The sequence below is a fragment of the Pseudomonas shirazensis genome (genome assembly GCF_014268785.2).
GTDB lineage: Bacteria > Pseudomonadota > Gammaproteobacteria > Pseudomonadales > Pseudomonadaceae > Aquipseudomonas > Aquipseudomonas shirazensis.
Genome location: NZ_JABWRD020000001.1, coordinates 736,951 through 750,505 on the forward strand (window position 1 = coordinate 736,951; position 13,555 = coordinate 750,505).

General features: G+C 64.1%; 18 protein-coding genes. 11 read left to right on the plus strand and 7 right to left on the minus strand.

The features are described from left to right. The first annotated feature begins 45 nt into the window (after window positions 1–45). The 5 genes from HU736_RS03065 to HU736_RS03085 all read left to right on the plus strand — a co-directional run bounded on the left by HU736_RS03065 (window position 46) and on the right by HU736_RS03085 (window position 4,997). A complete protein-coding gene (locus HU736_RS03065; protein ID WP_186698475.1) occupies window positions 46–1,389 on the plus strand; it encodes an LLM class flavin-dependent oxidoreductase in 1,344 nt (447 codons plus the stop codon). Continuing rightward, window positions 1,386–2,429, plus strand: a complete 1,044-nt coding sequence (gene mgrA, locus HU736_RS03070) for an L-glyceraldehyde 3-phosphate reductase (RefSeq protein ID WP_181107242.1) — start codon at window positions 1,386–1,388, stop codon at window positions 2,427–2,429. Before HU736_RS03065 ends, mgrA begins: the two co-directional genes overlap by 4 nt. Window positions 2,430–2,432: 3 nt before the next feature. Then, complete coding sequence (locus tag HU736_RS03075; RefSeq protein ID WP_186698473.1) at window positions 2,433–3,362, plus strand: aliphatic sulfonate ABC transporter substrate-binding protein; 930 nt, start codon at window positions 2,433–2,435, stop codon at window positions 3,360–3,362. Between the two features lie 120 nt (window positions 3,363–3,482). Further along, complete coding sequence (locus HU736_RS03080; RefSeq protein ID WP_103437089.1) at window positions 3,483–4,103, plus strand: LysE family translocator; 621 nt, start codon at window positions 3,483–3,485, stop codon at window positions 4,101–4,103. Between the two features lie 21 nt (window positions 4,104–4,124). After that, a complete protein-coding gene (locus HU736_RS03085) occupies window positions 4,125–4,997 on the plus strand; it encodes an alpha/beta fold hydrolase (RefSeq protein ID WP_186698471.1) in 873 nt (290 codons plus the stop codon). Between the two features lie 11 nt (window positions 4,998–5,008). Here HU736_RS03085 and HU736_RS03090 read toward each other — a convergent pair whose 3' ends face one another. Then, window positions 5,009–5,605 (minus strand): eCIS core domain-containing protein, encoded by a 597-nt coding sequence (locus HU736_RS03090; protein WP_225912964.1) that lies wholly within the window; start codon window positions 5,603–5,605, stop codon window positions 5,009–5,011. After that, complete coding sequence (locus HU736_RS03095; RefSeq protein WP_103438753.1) at window positions 5,602–6,156, minus strand: TetR/AcrR family transcriptional regulator; 555 nt, start codon at window positions 6,154–6,156, stop codon at window positions 5,602–5,604. Before HU736_RS03095 ends, HU736_RS03090 begins: the two co-directional genes overlap by 4 nt. Window positions 6,157–6,245: 89 nt before the next feature. Between HU736_RS03095 and HU736_RS03100 the strand changes: the two genes are divergently transcribed. Further along, window positions 6,246–6,977 carry an SDR family oxidoreductase gene (locus tag HU736_RS03100; RefSeq protein ID WP_103438754.1) on the plus strand — a complete coding sequence of 244 codons (732 nt, stop codon included), beginning with the start codon at window positions 6,246–6,248 and terminating at the stop codon, window positions 6,975–6,977. Window positions 6,978–7,001: 24 nt separating this feature from the next. Further along, entirely contained in the window at window positions 7,002–7,592 is a 591-nt protein-coding gene (locus HU736_RS03105; RefSeq protein WP_186698467.1) for a 2-hydroxychromene-2-carboxylate isomerase, read from the plus strand. Here the strand turns inward: HU736_RS03105 and HU736_RS03110 are convergent. The 4 genes from HU736_RS03110 to HU736_RS03125 form a co-directional block, all read right to left on the minus strand. Next, window positions 7,589–7,885, minus strand: coding sequence for a DUF7693 family protein (locus HU736_RS03110; RefSeq protein ID WP_186698465.1), 297 nt, complete (start codon window positions 7,883–7,885; stop codon window positions 7,589–7,591). The two genes, HU736_RS03105 and HU736_RS03110, sit on opposite strands and share 4 nt — an antisense overlap. 8 nt (window positions 7,886–7,893) lie before the next feature. Then, entirely contained in the window at window positions 7,894–8,439 is a 546-nt protein-coding gene (locus tag HU736_RS03115) for a cupin domain-containing protein (protein WP_101318818.1), read from the minus strand. A 138-nt stretch (window positions 8,440–8,577) separates the two neighbouring features. Then, window positions 8,578–9,111, minus strand: a complete 534-nt coding sequence (locus HU736_RS03120) for a cytochrome b (protein ID WP_103437094.1) — start codon at window positions 9,109–9,111, stop codon at window positions 8,578–8,580. Then, complete coding sequence (locus HU736_RS03125; protein WP_186698540.1) at window positions 9,108–10,160, minus strand: catalase family peroxidase; 1,053 nt, start codon at window positions 10,158–10,160, stop codon at window positions 9,108–9,110. The genes HU736_RS03120 and HU736_RS03125 overlap by 4 nt, the downstream gene beginning before the upstream one ends. Before the next feature lie 125 nt (window positions 10,161–10,285). On the opposite strand from HU736_RS03125, the gene HU736_RS03130 reads away from it, so the two are divergent. After that, a complete protein-coding gene (locus tag HU736_RS03130) occupies window positions 10,286–10,807 on the plus strand; it encodes a sigma-70 family RNA polymerase sigma factor (RefSeq protein WP_150569456.1) in 522 nt (173 codons plus the stop codon). Continuing rightward, window positions 10,804–11,556: an anti-sigma factor family protein gene (locus HU736_RS03135; RefSeq protein ID WP_186698463.1), complete on the plus strand. Its 753-nt coding sequence runs from the start codon at window positions 10,804–10,806 to the stop codon at window positions 11,554–11,556. The genes HU736_RS03130 and HU736_RS03135 overlap by 4 nt, the downstream gene beginning before the upstream one ends. A 9-nt stretch (window positions 11,557–11,565) precedes the next feature. Here HU736_RS03135 and HU736_RS03140 read toward each other — a convergent pair whose 3' ends face one another. Further along, window positions 11,566–12,225 (minus strand): HAD family hydrolase, encoded by a 660-nt coding sequence (locus HU736_RS03140; protein WP_103437097.1) that lies wholly within the window; start codon window positions 12,223–12,225, stop codon window positions 11,566–11,568. A 100-nt stretch (window positions 12,226–12,325) separates the two neighbouring features. Here HU736_RS03140 and lexA point away from each other — a divergent pair, with 100 nt between their 5' ends. After that, a complete protein-coding gene (gene lexA, locus HU736_RS03145; protein WP_449127596.1) occupies window positions 12,326–12,934 on the plus strand; it encodes a transcriptional repressor LexA in 609 nt (202 codons plus the stop codon). Further along, on the plus strand, window positions 12,934–13,554 hold the full coding sequence (gene imuA, locus HU736_RS03150) for a translesion DNA synthesis-associated protein ImuA (protein WP_186698458.1): 621 nt from the start codon (window positions 12,934–12,936) through the stop codon (window positions 13,552–13,554). The genes lexA and imuA overlap by 1 nt, the downstream gene beginning before the upstream one ends. Window position 13,555: the final 1 nt, after the last annotated feature.

Sequence of the window (13,555 nt, forward strand, 5' to 3'; positions counted from 1 at the left end):
CCCGTCCTGTGGCCGCCTCTTTGCACCGATCAGCGAGTAACTCCGATGAGTACAGCACCCCGTCAACTCAGCCTCGGCGCCTTCATCATGGCCACCGGGCACCACGTCGCCGCCTGGCGTCATCCAGACGTGCCGGCTGATCCGCTGGATTTCGCCACCTACCGGCGCGTAGCTCAGGCCGCCGAGGCGGCCTGCTTCGACGCACTGTTCGTCGCCGACAGCGTGGCCGCGCCGAGTGATGCCCTAGCCAGCCACAGCGCACGCTCGGTGTACTTCGAGCCACTGACATTGCTGTCAGCACTCAGCGCAGTTACCGAGCGCATCGGCCTGATCGCCACGGCCACCACCAGCTACAACGAGCCGTACCATGTGGCGCGCAAGTTTGCCTCGCTCGATCACTTGTCCGCCGGCCGCGCCGGCTGGAACCTGGTCACTTCGGATGCCGCCGCCGAGGCTGGCAATTTTGGCCGCAGTGCGCACATCCCGCATGGCGAACGCTATGCCCGCGCTCGCGAGTTTCAGCTGGTGGTGCAGGGCCTGTGGGACAGCTGGGCGGATGATGCGTTTGTCCGCGACAAGGCCAGTGGCGTGTTCCATCACGCCGATGGCGTGCGTGCCCTTGAGCATGTTGGCAAGCACTTTCGCGTCAAAGGCCCGCTCAATGTTGCTCGCACGCCGCAGGGCAGGCCGGTGCTGGTGCAGGCCGGTTCGTCCGAGGCCGGACGCGAGCTGGCGGCCGAAACTGCCGAAGTGGTATTTACCGCGCAGCCTTCACTGGCCAGGGCGCAAGCATTTTATGCCGACCTCAAGGGCCGCTTGGCGCGCTACGGGCGCGAGCCGGATGCGCTGAAGATCATGCCCGGCGTGTTTATCGTAGTGGGGCAGAGCGAGGCCGAGGCGCAGGACAAGGCCGAGCAGTTTCAGGCGCTGGTCGACCCCCGGGTAGGCGTGGCCTTGCTCGGGCGCATGCTCGGTAACTTCGACCTGTCCGGCTACCCGCTGGACGGCCCGTTGCCTGACCTGCCACCGACCGAAGACGGCCAGCGCAGCCGCCAGCAGTTGCTCACCGAGCTGGCCGGCAGCGAACAGCTGACCCTGGCCCAGCTTGGCCAGCGCATCGCCGGTGGCCGCGGCCACTACAGCCTGATCGGCACGCCGACGCATATCGCCGATGAGCTGCAGGCCTGGTTCGAAGGCGCCGCCGCCGACGGTTTCAACGTGCTGGTGCCGCACTTGCCGCAGGGCCTGGAAGACCTCGCCCGCTGGGTCGTGCCTGAGCTGCAGCGCCGTGGGCTGTTCCGCCGTGAATACCAGGGCCGCACCCTGCGTGAGCATCTGGGCTTGCAGGTGCCGGCCAATCCCTTCTTTGCCAAACGAGGTCAACCATGAGCTACACCGCCCACCCCGAGCGCTATGCGCGCATGCCGTACCGCCGCGTCGGCCGCAGTGGCCTGGTCCTGCCGGCGTTGTCACTGGGCCTGTGGCACAACTTTGGCGATGCCACGCCGATTGATACCCAGCGCGCGCTGCTGCGCACGGCGTTCGATGCCGGCATCAATCATTTCGACCTGGCCAACAACTACGGCCCGCCGTACGGCAGCGCCGAAAGCAACTTTGGCCGCTTGCTGCGCGAAGACCTGCGCGCCTATCGCGATGAGCTGATCATCTCCAGCAAGGCTGGCTGGGACATGTGGCCTGGGCCCTATGGGCAGGGCGGCAGCTCGCGTAAGTACCTGATTTCCAGCCTCGATCAGAGCCTGACGCGGCTGGGTCTTGACTACGTCGATATCTTCTATTCGCATCGTTTCGACGCCGACACGCCGCTGGAAGAAACCGCGATTGCCCTGGCCGATATTGTCCGCCAGGGCAAGGCTCTGTACATCGGTATCTCGTCCTATTCGGCGGGTAAAACCCGCGAGATCGCAGCATTGCTGCAAGCGCTGAACGTGCCACTGCTGATCCATCAGCCCTCGTATAATCTGTTCAACCGCTGGATCGAACAGGACCTGCTCGACACCACCGCAGAGGTCGGCGCCGGGGTCATCGTGTTCACTGCGCTGGCCCAGGGACTGCTCACCGACAAGTATCTGCAGGGCGTGCCGGCTGATGCTCGGGTCAACCGTGCCGGCGGCAGCTCGCTGCGCGCCGAACACTTGTCCGAAGCCAATATCGCTCGCGCTCAGGCGCTCAATGAAATCGCCCGCCGGCGTGGCCAGAGCCTGGCGCAATTGGCCTTGGCGTGGACCTTGCGCGACCCACGCGTGAGTTCGGCCCTGATTGGCGCCAGCCGGCCCGAGCAGATTATCGAGAACGTCGCCGCTCTGGACAACCTCGCGTTCAGCGCCGAGGAGCTGGCCGAGATCGACCAGTTCGCCGTGGAAGGCGGGATCAACCTCTGGGAAAAACCTTCGACCGACTGGAAGGAGTAAGCCATGACTATTGTTCGCTTGGCCGCAGCACTGCTATTGGCCCTCGCGGGGACTGTGCAAGCGGCAGATCCGGCCAGTTTGCGCATCGGCTACCAGAAGGGCTCGATCAGCCTGGTGCTGGCCAAACAGCACGGTTTGCTCGAGCAGCGCTTTGCCAATACCAAGGTGCAATGGATCGAGTTTCCGGCCGGGCCGCAGATGCTCGAGGCGCTCAACATAGGCAGCCTGGATATCGGCTCGACCGGCGATATCCCGCCGATCTTCGCCCAGGCGGCCGGTGCCGATCTGCTCTACATCGGCGCCGAGCCGGCCAAACCGCAAGCCGAAGTGATCCTGGTGCCCAAAGCCAGCACGCTGGCCAGCGTTGCCGAGCTCAAGGGCAAGCGCATCGCCCTGCAGAAAGGCTCCAGCGCGTACAACCTGCTGTTGCGCAGCCTGGCCAAGGCCGGCTTGAGCATCCGCGACGTGCAACCGGTGTACCTGGCCCCGGCCGATGCCCGCGCGGCGTTCGAACGCGGCAGTGTCGATGCCTGGGCGATCTGGGACCCGTTCTATTCGGCCATCGACGTCGAAGGCAAGGCGCGGGTACTGGCGGACGGGCAGGGCTTGGGCCTGATCGGCCCGTTCATGCTCGGCGCGCGGGGCTATGTCGAAGCCAACCCCGAATTCGTCGGCCACCTGCTTGAGCAGATAAGCCAGGCCGAGGCGCTGACCCGCAGTGACGAGGCCGGCAGTATCCGCACATTGGCGGACTTCATGGGTATGCCCGAGGAGGTCGTGCGGCGCAGTTTCAGCCATCGTCCGGCGTCGCCAGTGCTTGCCGTCAGTGACGAAATCATCGCCGCGCAGCAGCGCACGGCACAGTTGTTTTTCGACAACCGCTTGCTGCCCATGCAGGTGCAAATCGCGCCGGCAGTGTGGCGGCGACCTTGATCTATCTCCCAGCAGTACAAAATGTGTATCTGCTTATTTGAGGCTAACTGTATAGGTGGGCGGGCGAGGGCGCTGGGCTACTGTGGGTGCACAACATCTACCCGCTCGGGACACTTGCTCATGTTTGCCTCCTTCGACCTGCTGATGGCGTTCGTACTGTTCGCCTTCGTATCCTCCATCACTCCGGGGCCCAACAACACCATGTTGCTGGCCTCGGGGGTCAACTTCGGCGCGCTGCGGACCATTCCCCATGCGCTGGGGGTCAGCATTGGCTTCATGTTGATGGTGCTTGGTGTGGGTTTTGGTCTGGGTGAAGTGTTCAAGGCCTGGCCTGTGCTGTACACGGTATTGCGCTATGTCGGCGCCGCCTACCTGCTGTACCTGGCGTACAAGATCGCTACCTCCGGACCGATCTCCGCCAACGGCAAAAGCACGGCCAAACCGATGACCTTTCTCGGCGCTGCGGCGTTTCAGTGGGTCAATCCGAAGGCCTGGGTCATGGCTGTTGGCGCCATTACCACCTACACCCCAGCGCAAGGCTACGTGGTCAACGTGATCGTGATTGCCGCCGTATTCGCTCTGGTCAACCTGCCTAGCGTCGGGATCTGGGTAATGTTCGGCAGTGCCTTGCGCAACCTGCTGCAGAATCCGCGCTGGCTGATGCTGTTCAATGTCCTGATGGCCGTGCTGCTGGTGATATCGCTTTACCCGCTGCTGTTTGTACAATCGGCGTTTTCCTGAACCGGCGAGTACAGCCAAGCAATGCAATTGATCCCCTGGTCTCACGACTGCTCCGAAGGCTTCACCCTGCGCAGCTGGCGCACGCCGGCCAGCGGCAAGCCGTTGTTGCACTTTCTGCATGGCAACGGCTTTTGCAGCCTGGCCTATCAACCCCTGCTGATGCGCCTGGGTGATCACTTCGACTTGTGGCTGAGCGATGTGCAGGGCCACGGCGACAGTGACCACGGCGGTGAATTTCGCGGCTGGAATCGCTCGGCGCAGCTGGCGGTGGAAGCCTTCGAGACTGGCCGAGGCGAGTACGGCGAGGTACCGCGCTATGCGCTGGGGCACAGCTTTGGTGGCGTGTTGACTGGGCTGATCGTGGCTGATCATCCGCAGTTGTTCGAGCGCGCCGTGCTGCTCGACCCGGTTATCTTCAGCCAGCGCATGCTCGTCACCATGGGCGCTGCCCGGCTGTGTGGCCTGCACCGCAGTCATGGACTTGCGCGCAAGGCAGCTACCCGCCGCAGCCACTGGCCTGACCGCGAGGCGGCCTTCGCTGCGTTGCAGGGAAGGGGGATTTTCAAGGGCTGGCACGACTCCGCGCTGCGTGCCTACGTCGAGCATGCGATCGGTGATTGCGGCGAGGGAGTCGTGCTCAAGTGCCGGCCTGCGCGGGAGGTCGATATCTTTAGTTCGTCGCCGCAGCGGTTGTGGTCGAATCTGGCCAGGATCAGCACGCCTACGTGCATTCTCTATGGTGAGCAGACGTACCCGTTTGTGTTGGCGTCGGTGCAGCGGCTGGCTGCGCTCAATCCGCAGGTGAGCAGCCAGGCGGTGGCGGGTGGGCATTGCTTCATGCAGGAAGATCCAGCGGCGGCAGCGGAGCGAGTATTGAGTTTTTTCTGCCAGTAGGAGCCGCGTGATCAGCGCGCCTGACCAGACTGCTTTTTGCGCAACGCAGCCGCCACCTCGGCCTCGATCGCGTAGGCCGGGGCTTCCAGCTCGTTGTAGTTGCGCGTGTAGCGCCGGGCGAACTCGCTGACGCCCAGCTCCTGATACTGCTGTACATGCTTGAGTTCATGGGCCCATAGCGCGACGTTGTTCTCGGCGTCGCTGGCATGGCGAAAAATCACCGTGTCGATCAAGGTCACCGCGTTCACATCGGGGTTTTGCAGCAGGGCATTGGCGGCGCTGACCTGCTGTTGGTCACCGACCCGGTAGCGCACGGCGTCGAGCACGGCAAAGTCGTACCAGGCGTCTAACTGAACGCGGATATGCAGCGGGATCGGCTCGGTGCCGAGTGCAGTGGCGTCGGCCTGAGCTTGTTGCAGGGCGAAGACCAGGCCGCTTGAGGCCATCTGCTCGGCATCCTGCAGAATCTGCCCAGCCTGGCCGGGGTCGAAGGGGGTGCAGAAACAGCCCATCAAGCACACTTGATACTGGCCCGCCGGGCAGGTGTCTGCGGCAGCTGCAGGTTGGGCCAGGGCCAGGCTGAGCCACAGCAGCAGGGCAGGCCTCAAGCGAGCACCTTGGCGACCAGGCTGCGGCTGGCCTGAAGCAGTTCGCTTTGCACGGTTTCGCTGGCCAGCATGCGCCCGACCACCACCGCGCCGACACATTGGCTGATCAAGGCCCAGGCCAGTTCAGGATCATCCAGGGTCTCGCTCCAGGCTGCATGCAGTACGACCAACCAGTGCTCTGCCTCCTGGCGTACGGTTTGGTCGGCGCGGGCGATCTCCACCGCCAGTGGCGGCAGCGGGCAGCCTTCTTCGGCGTTATGCAGATGGGCCAGGCTCAGGTACTGCTCCAGGCAGCGGGCCAGACGCTGGCGTTCGGCGCCGCGCGCGGCCAGGCGGGCGAGGGGGCTGTTGCTCAGCTCACGGCGGACGATCTCGCTGAACAGGTCGTCCTTGCACGGGAAGTGGTTGTAGAACGCGCCGCCGGTGAGGCCAATAGCTTTCATCAAGTCAGCCACGCCGGTGCTGGCGAAGCCGCCGCGCTTGGCCAGTGCGCCACTGCTGGCGATGAGTTTTTCGCGGGTCTGCAGTTTGTGTTCAGTGGAGTAGCGCATCCAGATGACCTCCGCGCCCGGGCTTGACGATGGGCGAATCATAACATAGCGTTCGTTTACTAAATGATCGTTCATCAATGGAGGTGGCCGTGGCTGAACAAGACAAGGTGGTGCTGGTGATCGGTGCCGGCGATGCGACCGGCGGAGCCATTGCCAAGCGCTTTGCTCGTGAGGGGTATATCGCCTGTGTGACCCGTCGCGACGCGGCCAAGCTGCAGCCGTTGCTGGACGAGATTCATGCCGAGGGTGGCCGGGCGCATGGCTTTGGCTCCGATGCGCGCAGCGAAGAGGATGTCGCCACACTGATCGAAACCATCGAGCGTGACATCGGCCCGATTGAAGCCTTCGTCTTCAACATCGGCGCCAATGTGCCGTGCAGCATCCTCGATGAAACCCCGCGCAAGTTCTACAAGATCTGGGAGATGGCTTGCTTTGCTGGTTTTCTGACCGCTCAGGCAGTGGCCAGGCGCATGGTCACTCGCGAACGCGGCAGCATCATCTTTACCGGCGCCACCGCCGGCACTCGTGGCGCGGCGGGGTTTGCCGCGTTCGCCACCGCCAAGCATGGCCTGCGGGCGCTGGCGCAGAGCATGGCGCGGGAGCTGGGGCCGCGTAATATCCATGTTGCCCATGCAGTGGTCGATGGGGCCATCGACACCGCCTTCATTCGCGACAATTTCCCTGAGCGGTATGCGCAAAAAGACCAGGACGGCATCCTCGACCCTGCGCACATCGCCGACAGCTATTGGTTTTTGCATGCCCAGCCCCGCGATGCCTGGACCTTCGAGCTAGACCTGCGGCCGTGGATCGAACGCTGGTAAAACTGCCCTTCAAAGGATCGAGCGATGAGTAAATCCGTGGAGTTTTTCTTCGACCTCGGCAGCCCGGCCAGTTATCTGGCCTGGACGCAACTGCCCGAGTTATGCGCGCGCCATGCTGCGCAGCTGGTCTATCGGCCGATGCTGTTGGGAGGGGTCTTCCAGGCGACCGGCAACGCATCGCCAGTCATGGTCCCGGCCAAGGGCCGCTACATGATGCTCGACCTGCAGCGGTTCGCGCAGCGCTATGGCGTGGTATTCGGGCTGCCAGCTGGCTTTCCGCTCAATACCCTGGGGTTGATGCGCGGGCTGACGGGTATGCAATTGCAGGCACCTGAGCGCTTTGAGGCCTTGCTTGCGTTGCTGTTCAACGCACTTTGGGCAGAGCAACGCGCACTGGGCGATGCGCAGGTGTTGGAGCAGACGTTGGCTGCTGGCGGTTTCGATCCACAGCAGTTCGCCGAACTCGCAGCGCAAGTCGAAGTCAAGCAGGCATTGAAAGCGGCAACCGAGGAGGCAGTCACGCGCGGCGTATTTGGTGCGCCGACCTGTTTTATCGAGGGGCAGATGTTCTTTGGTCAGGACCGGTTGGACTTTGTCGAACAGGCCTTGCGCTAACTATCCAGGCCTAGCAGTAGCTCGATCTGTCGGCGCTCCCAGATGCTCAGCAGCTCGACCGGGTTGGTGCCGTAGCGCTGCCAGCTGTCACCGTTGCTGCTGATACCTTGCGGGTTGCAGCAGTTGGCGCAGTGGGCGAGGCCTTCGTGATCGATGATCAAACTCAGTTGCCAGCCGGCGCTGCTGACTTCGATCAGGTCTGGGCGCGGGCGCGCACAGACCTGCAACGGCTCGACCCCCATCGCAACATCACGCAGGCATTGGTATACCTCACGGCTGCTGGGCGCGCGCATGCTATCGATCAGAAGTTGGCTGGGGTGTTGGCGCTGATGATCTCAGCCTCGTCCTGGCCGATGTTCTTGAAGCTGTGGGCCAGGGTAGTGGGGATGTAGTAACCATCGCCGGCATTGAGCACGCTGACCTGGCCGTCTACCCACAGCTCAATGGTGCCGCGGGTAACCAGGCCGCATTCTTCGCCTTCGGCATGCACGATCGGCTCGCCGGAATCGGCGCCAGGCGCATACAACTCACGCAGCATACGCATCTGCCGGCCTTCGACGCTGGCACCGACCAGCAGCATGCGCAGGCCGTTGCGGCCCAGGTCGGGCTGGTCGCCGCCGCGGAAGACAAAGCGCTCTTCGCGCACCGGGGTATCGAAACTGAAGAACTCCGCCAGGGACATGGGGATGCCTTCAAGCAGCTTTTTCAACGAACTGACAGAGGGGCTGACGCGGTTTTGCTCGATCTGCGAGATGGTCGAATTGGTCAGGCCGCTGCGGCGAGCCAGTTCTCGTTGCGAGAGGCCGTTGCGTTCACGCACCAGTTTGAGTCGTGTCCCCGTGTCCATTAGCCGCCTTGTCTGTACTGAAGAGTGGTGTAAAAAATAATAAGCGACGCATTAAAACACACTCTTGTCAGCAACGCGCTGAGCATCTAAACGGCGCTGGTCGTGGTGGCTTGAGTCACGGCCAACGCCTGCTGCAGCTTATTTGCTGTCGCGCAGCGGCCCCGGCCACATGCTTTTGAACACTGCATCGCGGCGGACCCAGGCGTGCATCAATGCCGCACCCAGATGCACCAGCACCGTGGCAAACAGCAGATAGCCAGCCCAGCTGTGTGCGCCTCGCAGCAGCGCATACAGCTGCAGGTCGTGCGGGGCAATGGCCGGCAACTGCAAGGGGCGTGGATAACCACCGGCCGAGAGCATCGCCCAGCCCAGCAGCGGCATGCTCAGCATCAGGCCATACAGGGCAATGTGCGAGGCCTTGGCGGCTAGCCGCTGCAGCGCCGGCAGGTCTGCCGGCAGCGGTGGATGGGGAACTGTCAGGCGTACAGCGATGCGCACCAACACCAGCAGCAACAGTAACAGGCCGGTTGCCTTGTGCAGTTCCACCAGCAACGGATGGCGGGTCGACAGGTCGCTGACCATGCCCACGCCGATAAACAGCATTGCCAGGATCAGCACCGCCATCAGCCAGTGTAGCAACCGTGCGAAGGGGTGAAAGGCAGCAGGTTTCATGGTCGCACTCCAGTATTGAGGGACTCGCGGCTACGCCGATTGAAGGACTCCGAGTAGGCCGCCGAGCGCGCTGCCAGGATCGGATCGGCAGTGGCCTGAATGCCAGTCGGCAGAATCAGCGGATCGAAGTTGAGATCACGGCAGGCGCCTTGCTCGGGGGCATCGACGGCATTGATCACCAGCGTGCCGGCATCGATGCTGCGCCGTTGCGCGGGCCACGGTTTGGACGGGTCTTCCAGCGGGTCGCCCGGCTCTGCCAGCACCAGGCGCAAGGTCCAGCGCAGTGGGCCCTGGCTCAGCCGTTGGGCGAGGTCGTGCTGCAAAAACAGCGTGTCGCTGACCTGTGCAGGGAGGGCGCTATAGGGTGTTTGCGGTTCGACCTGCCAGCGCACCGGCTGCTCTTTGCCCTGGCGGTCGATCAGGCGGAAGGCGTTGATGCTGTGGTATTGGGTGCTGGCAAAGCTGTCGCTGGGCTTGTATGACGCCGCCCATTGGCGAAACGCCGCACTTTCCGGGTGCTCGGCAAAAAACGCCTGCATACGCGCCGGGTCCGCTTTGCCGGTGGCCGGGTCCGGGGTCATGGCCAGCACCTGTTGGTAGAACGCCTCTGGCGTGCCGATTGCCAGTACCGGCGGGTTGTTCATTCCGGTGCGCCAGAGCTGGCCGTCGTCGGTAGCAAATTGCAACGCCATGCTTCGCACGGGCACACCGGTGTCAGGCGTGGCCGGGTTGGCGCCGCCAATTGCGAAGCGGCCGATCACCGGCACCCGCGCTTGCTCGAAGACCCGCGCGCTGGACAACGGCGCGGCCAGCCCGCTGCTCTCGAAGTAGCCGGTGACGCAAAGGCCCTTGGCGTGGTTCTTGCGATACCCGGGGTGGTGCCCGGCCTGGGCTTCGAAGGTGTCGATGATGCGTTGCGGGCTGAGTTTGGGGCCGCCGATCCAGCCAGCGGTGTAGGCAAACGCGCAGCCGGCGGCGAGCAGGCCGGCGGCAATGGCCGTCAGCCGCCAAAGCTTGGCGGGGCCGTGCACGGGAGTGTTCATAAGCAACATCCGGATCAGTGAAGATGCAAGTACGACGGGGCAGGGCGCAACTTATTCCAGCCGCCCGGGAATAAATTTCGTGGCGCTGCGTCTGCCCCTTACACTGACTGTCCATGGGCCGGAATCACAGCATGCACGATCTCGACGACTCGCAATGGCGCGAACTGCTGCAGCGCCTGCGCCGCTTTGCCGTGTGGCTGACGCGCGAGCCGGGCAGTGCCGACGACCTGGTCCAGGCTACCATCGAACGCGCTTTGAGCCGCAGCGGCCAGCAGCGCGAGGCCGAGGCGCTGCGGGCGTGGCTGTTCAGTATCCTGTATCGGCTGTTTCTCGACAGCAAGCGTCGCGACCGGCTGCACCGGCGGTGGCTGGCTTGGTTCAGCGGCGGCCAGGAGATCAGCGAGCCGATCGGCGACAACACCGAAGACATCATCTTCGCCCAGGCCGACCTGCAGGCATTTGCCCAGTTGTCGGCCGAGCAGCGCGCGCTGCTGTTGTTGGTCAGCGTCGAGGGCTTGAGTTACAAGGAGGCCGCCGAGGCCTTGGCTATTCCTATCGGCACGGTGATGTCGCGCTTGTCGCGGGCCCGTGCAGCATTGCGCCAACTGACCGAGGGCAGCCCAGCGTCCCCGGCCCTGCGGAGACTGAAATGACACACCTGATCCCCAGCGAGCACGAGTTGCACGCCTATATCGACGAGCGCCTCGACCCTGCGCGCCGCGCTGAAGTACACGCGTGGCTGGCCGCCAATCCGCAGGAGGCTGCGCGTATCGAGGCCTGGCGCAACGACGCCCGACGCCTGCGTGCAGCCCTGGCCGGTTTTGGCGAACTGGCCCCCGGCCCGCCGCTTGAGCTTGGCCAGCTGCAACGGCGCTTGCGTCAACGGCGTGTGCGCCGGCTGGCGACGGCTGCGGCGTTGCTGTTGAGTCTGGGTGTCGGCGGCATGGGCGGCTGGCAAGCGCGGCAAATGAGCATGGCCTCCACCGAGCTGCCCATGGCCGATGCGCTGCAGGCTCATCGGTTATTTGTCGGCAGCAGCGCATTGGATATTCAGGCCAGCGACCCGGGCCAGCTACGCGCCTGGCTGGGCAGCCATTTCAATCGGGTCGGCCAATTGCCCGACCTGGCCGGCTTGGGCTTTCAGCCAGTGGGTGCGCGCCTGTTGAGCAACGAGCAGGGGCCGGCGGCGCTGGTGGTGTTCGAAGACAAGCAGGGCGAGCGGGTCAGCCTGTTCATGCGCCTGCCCGGCGAGCACTTTGCCAAGATGCCGACCGGTCAACGCACCGATGGCCAGCTGGAAGCCCGCTACTGGTCGCATGGCGCTTACAACTTCGCGTTGGTCAGCGACGCTGACGATCAGCGCAGCGAGTCGCTGCGTGAAGTACTTGGCGTCAGCCTTTAGCGGTTGCTGTCAGCCGCGCAGCTGTTCGATCAGGTGCCACAAGCGCGGGTCGTTGAAATCATCGATGACCAGTTGCGCGCCGGCTTGCTGCAAGCGTTCGGCCGTCTGGGTGGTGGCTATGGCCACGGTGAAGATCCCTGCAGCGCTGGCAGCGGTTACGCCGGGCAGTGAGTCTTCAAACGCCAGCGCATGCTCGGCATTCGCCTGCAGCCGCTCCAGGCCGGTCAGGTAGGGCAGCGGATCGGGCTTGGCCCGCGCCAGTTCGTCGGCTACCAGCACATGCGTGAAGCGTTGGGTCAGGCCCATTGCGCCAAGCATGTGTTCAGCATTCAAGCGCGGCGCATTGGTCACCACACACATGCCGATGGCCTCGGTCTTGGCGTAATCGAGCAAGCGCAGTAACCCAGGCAACGGTTGCAGTTCAGGGGCGAGCTCGCGAAACAGCGCTTCCTTGCGCTCCGCCAGCGCCTGGCGCTGCGCCGGGCTCTGATCTGGGAACAGCCTGGCGAATAGCTCACCGTTGGCCTGACCGCTGATCTGTTCATCGAACTGCGCCTGGGTCAGCTCGCGGCCGTCCTGCTCGTGCAGCAACTGGCGAAAGGCTTGCAGGTGCAGCGTGTCGGTATCGGTCAGGGTGCCATCGAGGTCAAACAGCAGGGCGGTCAGCATTGGTTATCCATAAGCTTGAACATCGAGCAGGGGATCATAACCAATGCGCACGACGAAGGGGGCTGTTCAGTTTTAGCAGAAAAGAGTACAAATGTGCTCCATGGACAATATGACCCCAAAACGCCGCGCGATTCTGGCTTTTATCCGCGAGCGCATCACCGATCACAGCCAGCCCCCGAGCCTCGCCGATATCGCCGAGCGCTTTGGTTTTGCCTCGCGTAGCGTTGCCCGCAAGCACATCAGTGCGCTGTGCCAGGGCGGCTACCTCGAAGTCACGCCCAATCAGGCCCGCGGTATCCGCCTGGCCGAGCCTTTGCGCCGGCCAGAAATCCTTGAACTGCCGGTACTCGGCCAAGTCGCTGCCGGTGCGCCGATCGGGCCCGATCTGGATATCCACGAGCAGTTGCTGCTCGACCCAAGCCTGTTCCGGCGCACGCCCGACTACCTGCTCAAGGTGCGCGGCGAGTCGATGATCGATGACGGCATATTTGACGGTGACCTGGTCGGCATCCGCCAGCAAGGCGAAGCCGACGACGGCCAGATCGTGGTCGCCCGGCTGGATGGCGAGGTCACTATCAAGCGTCTGCAGCGCATCCCCGGCGGCTTTCGTTTGCTGCCGCGCAACCCGGCCTATGCGCCGATCGAGGTTGGCCCTGAGCGCGACTTCTGTATCGAAGGGGTCTTCTGCGGCCTGCTGAGGCGCGACTGATGGGCGCCGTGGTCGATCTGGACGGCCTGCTCGACCAGCGCCGAATTTGGCGTGGCCGGCAAACCCAGGCGCGCCCGCTCGGCCTGCAGCCAACCGGCCATGCCCATCTCGATGAGCGCCTGCCCGACGGCGGTTGGCCTGCCGCTGCGCTGAGTGAGCTGCTGTTGGCCAGTCCAGGCTGTGGTGAATTGCAACTGTTATGGCCGAGCCTGGCCCGGCTCACCGCAGAGGCCGGGCGGGTGGTGCTGATCGCGCCGCCGTTTATTCCTTATGCGCCGGCGTGGCAGGCAGCCGGGGTTGATCTGCGCTGGCTGAGCCAGGTCGAGGCTGCGCCTGCCGATGCCTTGTGGGCTGCCGAGCAGTGCTTGCGCTCGGGCAGTTGTGCAGCGGTGCTGTGCTGGCCTGAACGGGCCGATGATCGCGCCCTGCGCCGCTTGCAGGTGGCTGCCGAAACCGGCCAGGCACTGGCGTTCGCCTGCCGCCCGCAGCACGCGGCGCACAACCCGTCACCGGCGGCGCTGCGCATTGCTGTCGATACTCGCCCCGCACAATGGCGGGTGCTCAAGTGCCGCGGCGGCATGCCGCCTGCTGTGCCAATTGCCAGTCGCCGTCAGGGTTGAT

Coding starts and splice junctions, on each gene's coding strand:
- HU736_RS03065 (WP_186698475.1), top strand. CDS start 46: ATGAGTACAGCACCCCGTCAACTCAGCCTCGGCGCCTTCATCATGGCC.
- mgrA (WP_181107242.1), top strand. CDS start 1,386: ATGAGCTACACCGCCCACCCCGAGCGCTATGCGCGCATGCCGTACCGC.
- HU736_RS03075 (WP_186698473.1), top strand. CDS start 2,433: ATGACTATTGTTCGCTTGGCCGCAGCACTGCTATTGGCCCTCGCGGGG.
- HU736_RS03080 (WP_103437089.1), top strand. CDS start 3,483: ATGTTTGCCTCCTTCGACCTGCTGATGGCGTTCGTACTGTTCGCCTTC.
- HU736_RS03085 (WP_186698471.1), top strand. CDS start 4,125: ATGCAATTGATCCCCTGGTCTCACGACTGCTCCGAAGGCTTCACCCTG.
- HU736_RS03095 (WP_103438753.1), bottom strand. CDS start 6,156: ATGCGCTACTCCACTGAACACAAACTGCAGACCCGCGAAAAACTCATC.
- HU736_RS03105 (WP_186698467.1), top strand. CDS start 7,002: ATGAGTAAATCCGTGGAGTTTTTCTTCGACCTCGGCAGCCCGGCCAGT.
- HU736_RS03110 (WP_186698465.1), bottom strand. CDS start 7,885: ATGCGCGCGCCCAGCAGCCGTGAGGTATACCAATGCCTGCGTGATGTT.
- HU736_RS03115 (WP_101318818.1), bottom strand. CDS start 8,439: ATGGACACGGGGACACGACTCAAACTGGTGCGTGAACGCAACGGCCTC.
- HU736_RS03120 (WP_103437094.1), bottom strand. CDS start 9,111: ATGAAACCTGCTGCCTTTCACCCCTTCGCACGGTTGCTACACTGGCTG.
- HU736_RS03130 (WP_150569456.1), top strand. CDS start 10,286: ATGCACGATCTCGACGACTCGCAATGGCGCGAACTGCTGCAGCGCCTG.
- HU736_RS03135 (WP_186698463.1), top strand. CDS start 10,804: ATGACACACCTGATCCCCAGCGAGCACGAGTTGCACGCCTATATCGAC.
- HU736_RS03140 (WP_103437097.1), bottom strand. CDS start 12,225: ATGCTGACCGCCCTGCTGTTTGACCTCGATGGCACCCTGACCGATACC.
- lexA (WP_449127596.1), top strand. CDS start 12,326: ATGGACAATATGACCCCAAAACGCCGCGCGATTCTGGCTTTTATCCGC.
- imuA (WP_186698458.1), top strand. CDS start 12,934: ATGGGCGCCGTGGTCGATCTGGACGGCCTGCTCGACCAGCGCCGAATT.